Here is a 4,598-nt window from a genome sequence, read left to right as displayed (position 1 = left end):
GCACCGGGTTACCACGCCATGACGCCGGATACCCGCCTTATCTGTCGAAAAACGGCTGCTTCTGCCGGCTTGCCGTGATTTCTCCTCGCCAGGATTTTGCCCCGGCGTTACCCTTACCTCATTCACCGGCCTCAACACAGGGGAATACCCAATGTCAGACTCCACCGCACGAAACCGACAGACCAAACTGCTGGAGCGGGCCACGCGTATTCTGGCCATGCGCGATCACAGCGAAAGCGAGTTCCGCCGTAAGCTGGTGATCTCAACCGAACGCGCCGCGCAGTTTGCAAAGCAGGAGACGCCGCCGGAACCGCTGAGCAGCGAGGAGATCGACCAGGTGGTGGCCTGGTGCTATCAGCACAACTGGCTGGACGACGCTCGCTTTGCCGAACGCTACCTGAGCTCGCGCAGCCGTAAGGGCTACGGGCCGCAGCGCATCCGCCTGGAGCTGGGGCAGCGCGGGGTGGCGAAAGAGCTGATTGAACAGGCGATGTTTGCGGCGGAAATCGACTGGGCGCGCCAGGCGTTTGTGCTGGCGGAACGCAAGTTTGGCCTGCCTTTTCCCACCGACTGGAAGGAAAAGGCCAAAGTGCAGCGTTATCTGATGAGCAAAGGCTTCTTTAGCGAGGATATCCGCGCTATTTTCGCAAATTTTGACGATTGACCCGCAATGGGATTTTACTTCCCCCGGAAGAAAATTTATCTTATTCACCACTTTTTGTTCGTGCGTCGCCGTTGCCGGCAGCAATACCGGGCCGCCCAGACCACGAAACGTTCTTTAGCGTGATTCCAGGACAAATATGAGCAAGAGCACTGCGGAGATTCGTCAAGCGTTTCTCGACTTTTTCCAGAGTAAGGGACATCAGGTTGTAGCCAGTAGCTCCCTCGTCCCGCACAACGACCCGACGCTGCTGTTTACCAACGCCGGGATGAACCAGTTTAAAGACGTTTTCTTAGGCCAGGACAAGCGCAACTACTCGCGTGCCACCACCTCGCAGCGCTGCGTGCGCGCCGGCGGTAAGCATAACGATTTGGAAAACGTCGGCTATACCGCGCGTCACCACACCTTCTTTGAAATGCTGGGCAACTTCAGCTTTGGTGACTACTTCAAGCCTGAAGCGATCGCCTACGCGTGGGAACTGCTGACCAGCCCTGAGTGGTTCGGCCTGCCGAAAGAGAAACTGTGGGTGACCGTCTACGAGACCGATGACGAAGCCTACGACATCTGGGAACAGAAAATCGGCGTGCCGCGCGAGCGCATTATCCGCATCGGCGACAACAAAGGCGGCGCTTACGCCTCCGATAACTTCTGGCAGATGGGCGATACCGGCCCGTGCGGCCCGTGCTCTGAGATCTTCTTTGACCACGGCGACCACATCTGGGGAGGCCCGCCGGGCAGCCCGGAAGAGGATGGCGACCGCTATATCGAGATCTGGAACATCGTCTTTATGCAGTTCAACCGTCAGTCTGACGGCACCATGCAGCCGCTGCCGAAGCCATCGGTGGATACCGGTATGGGCCTTGAGCGTATCTCGGCGGTGCTGCAGCATGTCAACTCTAACTACGAGATCGACCTGTTCGCTAAGCTGATTAAAGCGGTGGCCGCGGCGACCGGCGCGACCGACCTCAGCAACAAATCCCTGCGGGTGATTGCTGACCACATCCGTTCCTGTGCCTTCCTGATCGCCGACGGCGTGATCCCGTCAAGCGAGAGCCGTGGCTACGTGCTGCGCCGCATCATTCGCCGCGCGGTGCGTCATGGCAATATGCTGGGCGCACAGGGTGCCTTCTTCTGGAAGCTGGTTGCCCCGCTGATTGAAGTGATGGGTGCTGCAGGAGAAGAGCTGCAGCGTCAGCAGGCGCAGGTTGAGCAGATTCTGAAAACCGAAGAAGAGCAGTTTGCCAAAACCCTTGAGCGCGGTCTGGCGCTGCTGGATGACGAGCTGGCGAACCTGCAGGGCGATACCCTCGACGGTGACACCGTGTTCCGCCTGTACGACACCTTTGGTTTCCCGGTGGATCTGACCGCTGACGTGTGCCGCGAGCGCGATCTGAAAATCGACGAAGCCGGCTTTGAACGCGCCATGGAGCAGCAGCGCCAGCGTGCCCGTGACGCCAGCGGCTTTGGTGCCGATTACAGCAACGTGATCCGTCTTGACGCAGCCACCGACTTCAAAGGCTACGAGCAGCAGGCGCTGACCGACGCTACGGTGACCGCCATCTTCGTTAACGGCGAAGCCGCTGATGAAATCAGCGCCGGTCAGGAAGGCGTGGTGGTGCTGGACGAAACGCCGTTCTACGGTGAGTCGGGCGGCCAGGTGGGCGATACCGGTGAACTGAGCGCCGGTAACGTCAGCTTCACGGTGACCGATACCCAAAAGTATGCCAAAGCGTTCGGCCATATCGGTAAGGTGAACAGCGGTACGCTGCGCGTGGGCGATCGCGTCGCAGCAACGATCGACGAACAGCGTCGTGGCCGTATTCGCCTGAACCACTCGGCGACCCACCTGCTGCACGAGGCGTTACGCCAGGTGCTGGGTGAGCACGTCGGTCAGAAAGGCTCGCTGGTTAATGATAAGTACCTGCGCTTTGACTTCTCGCATTTCGAAGCGATGAAGCCGCAGGAACTGCGTCAGGTTGAGGATATCGTCAACGCGCAGATCCGACGTAACCTGGCGATTGAAACCCAGGTGATGGATCTGGAAGAGGCGAAAGCGAAGGGCGCGATGGCGCTGTTCGGCGAGAAATATGAGGACCGCGTGCGCGTGGTGGGCATGGAAGACTTCTCTACCGAGCTGTGCGGCGGTATTCACGCCAACCGGACCGGTGATATCGGCCTGTTCCGCATCCTTTCTGAGTCAGGCACCGCCGCCGGCGTGCGCCGTATTGAAGCGGTGACCGGCGCGGGCGCGCTGGCCCAGGTGGTCGGCCAGAGCGAGCAGCTGCAGGATATTGCGCAGCTGGTAAAAGCCAACAGCAGCAACCTGAATGAAAAAGTTCGCGCGCTGCTCGACCATACCCGCGCGCTGGAAAAAGAGCTGCAGCAGTTGAAAGATCAGCAGGCGGCGAAGGACAGTGCTTCACTGAGCAGCCAGGCGATCGCGCTGAAAGGCACCAGACTGTTGGTCAGCGCGCTGAACAACGTCGAGCCTAAGATGCTGCGTACCATGGTGGACGATCTGAAAAATCAGCTCGGCTCTGCGGTGATTGTGCTGGCAACGGTGGCCGACGGTAAGGTTTCTCTGATTGCCGGGGTGACCAAAGATCTGACCGATCGCGTTAAGGCCGGCGAGCTGGTGGGCGAACTGGCCCAGCAGGTTGGCGGTAAAGGCGGTGGTCGTCCGGATATGGCTCAGGCGGGTGGCACAGATGCTCAGGCACTGCCTGCGGCGCTGGCCGGCGTTGAGTCGTGGGTGGCAGCAAAACTGTAAGACAATAATGAAGTACCGTGACAGAGGGCCGGAGACGCGTGCTCCGGCGCTTTGGTAACGCGGTACGCCCGGTAATCATAAAGTCAGGTTGACGGTGGGCTTTTCGGCTAAACTAAATATCAGCAGAATGTATTGGCAAGCAGGTGCACAAATGGTGTATTTGTCATAGTCTACATTTCGCGTTATATGATGGATAATGCCGGGGTACAGTTGACCCGACTCTTTTAATCTTTCAAGGAGCAAAGAATGCTTATTCTAACTCGTCGAGTTGGTGAGACCCTCATGATCGGTGATGAGGTGACTGTAACTGTGCTGGGTGTTAAAGGTAACCAGGTTCGTATCGGTGTGAACGCCCCTAAAGAAGTTTCGGTGCATCGCGAAGAAATTTATCAACGTATTCAGGCCGAAAAAACTCAGCCATCGAGTTACTAACGGATCCTGCGCCTCGCTCCCGGCAGCGAGGCGCAACCGCTTTTCCTGCTTTCTCCGCTTTACTCAGAAACTTCTCCCCTGGCTCCAAAGTTCCAAATCCGCTGTTTCTTTTTGCTCGGATCTCGCTTTTTCTGACTCAGAGAGCCTCTGGCATGGCTGTCGCTGCTAAAGGCGTTGCTGGAGGGCTGGCTATCAATGCCTGAGGTATCGCTGAGGTCAGGCTATCGCTGGCAAAGGTATCGCTGAGGTCAGGTTATCGCTGCCAAAGGTATCGCTGGAGGGCAGGGGGCAGGGTCGGCCGTTGGCGGGCAGATCGCCGGGTCGCCGTAAACACCTCCCTGTGGGCTCGGACGGCGCGTCCCTGCGCCGTACGCCCGGCTAACCTGTCCCCCCAACGGCCTCCCTATAAGCTACTGAGTTGCTGTGCATAAAACATAAAACAGTTCGATGCTAAATTTGGTTACTGGTTACTGGTTACTGGTTACTGGTTACTGGTTACTGATTACTGATTACTGATTACTGATTACTGATTACTGAGTGCAGAGTGCAGAGTGCATAGTGACCGGATGGCACGATGTCGTTTTAAGGCAGCAACACGGCTCTTGAGGGCAATCGGAGGGGATCCGGGTTAGCGGACCGTCGGGCACACGGACGTGCCCGGCCGAGCGCAGGGATAATGAGATGGACGCTCCAACCTTGCGGCATCAGATGTGCCAAAGTGCGAGTGTTAACTCT

General features: G+C 57.9%; 3 protein-coding genes. All 3 read left to right on the top strand.

The annotated features are described in order from the left end of the window. Positions 1 to 151 precede the first annotated feature (151 nt). The 3 genes from NV64_RS02880 to csrA all read left to right on the top strand — a co-directional run bounded on the left by NV64_RS02880 (position 152) and on the right by csrA (position 3,863). Positions 152 to 664: a regulatory protein RecX gene (locus tag NV64_RS02880; protein WP_056232206.1), complete on the top strand. Its 513-nt coding sequence runs from the start codon at positions 152 to 154 to the stop codon at positions 662 to 664. A 136-nt stretch (positions 665 to 800) separates the two neighbouring features. Further along, positions 801 to 3,431, top strand: coding sequence for an alanine--tRNA ligase (alaS, locus tag NV64_RS02875; RefSeq protein ID WP_056232209.1), 2,631 nt, complete (start codon positions 801 to 803; stop codon positions 3,429 to 3,431). 246 nt (positions 3,432 to 3,677) lie between these two features. Then, a complete protein-coding gene (gene csrA / locus NV64_RS02870) occupies positions 3,678 to 3,863 on the top strand; it encodes a carbon storage regulator CsrA (RefSeq protein ID WP_072166264.1) in 186 nt (61 codons plus the stop codon). Positions 3,864 to 4,598: the final 735 nt, after the last annotated feature.

The sequence above is a fragment of the Erwinia sp. B116 genome (assembly GCF_002865965.1).
Taxonomy (GTDB): domain Bacteria; phylum Pseudomonadota; class Gammaproteobacteria; order Enterobacterales; family Enterobacteriaceae; genus Erwinia.
This window is presented reverse-complemented; position numbering and strand designations above follow the sequence as displayed.